We start from the raw sequence: 1,436 nt of genomic DNA, 5'->3' as shown, positions 1-1,436 counted from the left end.
TGAAGTGACCCCCATTAGTTGGACATTCCAATTATTGGGGGTCTTTTTATGTCAAAACACAATAGAGCGTTTAAAATAAAGCTCGCTCAGCTAGTCGAAGAGAAAAATTCTGAAGCTTTAGGTAGAAAGTACAGAGTAAGCGCTCGGCTTATTCGCTATTGGTTTCAGGTTTATCAAATAAACGGCTCAAATAGCTTTATTCATAAGCAGCTACCTTATTGTAGCGAGTTCAAAATCCATGTGCTAAAGACGATGGAAATGAACAATTGGTCATTGGGTTATACCAGCGCCTATTTCGACTTATCATCCCCTGGTATTTTATTTCAATGGCAAAAGCTTTATGCTCGCAAGGACATATCCCGTCTCAACCCCAAAAACAAAGGTAAGCCCCGCGTGACTAATAACTCTTCAACTCCTAAACCATCATCAGAGATGACTGAAAAAGAGCTTAGAGAAGAACTCGATTATTTACGTGCAGAGAACGCTGTCTTAAAAAAGTTAGAAGCCTTGGCTCAAGCCAGAAAGAAAAAAGCAAAGACAAAACGATAGTTGTCGAAGAGCTCAAGGCAATATATAGCTTACAACATTTATTAAGAGTTACAGGGCTTCCCAAGAGTGTGTATTACTACCATCGTAATGCGCTGAATCAGCCTTGTTCCAATACTGACTTACGCGTAAAAATCCGTGATATCTATCACAAACATAAAGGGCGATATGGCTATCGTAGAGTGACTTACGCTTTACGAGCGATGGGCTTAGTGGTTAACCATAAGCGTGTACAACGCCTAATGTGCGAACTTGGTTTGAAGTCAAAAGTCAGGCCTAAACGTTATAAGTCTTACAAAGGTGAAATCGGCAGAATCGCCGAAAACAAATTGAATCGTGAATTTACTGTAGAACAGCCTAATCAAAAATGGGTGACTGATGTAACTGAGTTTAAAGTGAATAATCAGAAGGTGTATCTGTCACCGATAATAGATTTATTTAATCGAGAGGTCATTAGCTATGAAGTGCGGACATCTGTAACGTTACCCTTAGTTACAGATATGCTTAAAGCCGCGACTAGTAAGCTATTACCACATGAAAAGCCACTCATACACTCTGACCAAGGATGGCAATATCAAAATAAACAATACCAAAATCACTTGAAACAGAATGGGCTACTTCAAAGCATGTCTAGAAAAGGAAATTGCTTAGATAACGCTGTTGCAGAGAACTTCTTCGGCATATTAAAAACTGAGATGTACCACAATAAAACGTTCAAAGATGCAAATGAACTTATTGAAAACATCAAAGAATATATCGATTATTACAACAACGAACGTATTAAGCTAAAACTAAAAGGCCTGAGTCCGATACAATATCGAAATCAGACCTTGGTTGCCGCTTAGAAATGAGTCCAACTTAATGGGGTCACTTCATTTCGGCGGTTTTTT

General features: G+C 38.7%; 1 protein-coding gene and 1 pseudogene. Both read left to right on the top strand.

Features of this window, described 5'->3' with window-relative positions:
• Window positions 1–18 precede the first annotated feature (18 nt).
• The gene (locus MHM99_RS21050; RefSeq protein ID WP_239220459.1) at window positions 19–549 is read left to right on the top strand and encodes a transposase; all 531 of its coding nucleotides are present in this window, start codon (window positions 19–21) and stop codon (window positions 547–549) included.
• A pseudogene (locus tag MHM99_RS21045) lies at window positions 537–1,391 on the top strand (IS3 family transposase); the annotation flags it as partial. The gene MHM99_RS21050 and the pseudogene MHM99_RS21045, both read left to right, overlap by 13 nt.
• Window positions 1,392–1,436 lie beyond the last annotated feature (45 nt).

It is taken from the genome of Alteromonas sp. MmMcT2-2, from assembly GCF_022348305.1.
Classification (GTDB): domain Bacteria; phylum Pseudomonadota; class Gammaproteobacteria; order Enterobacterales; family Alteromonadaceae; genus Alteromonas; species Alteromonas macleodii.
This window is presented reverse-complemented; position numbering and strand designations above follow the sequence as displayed.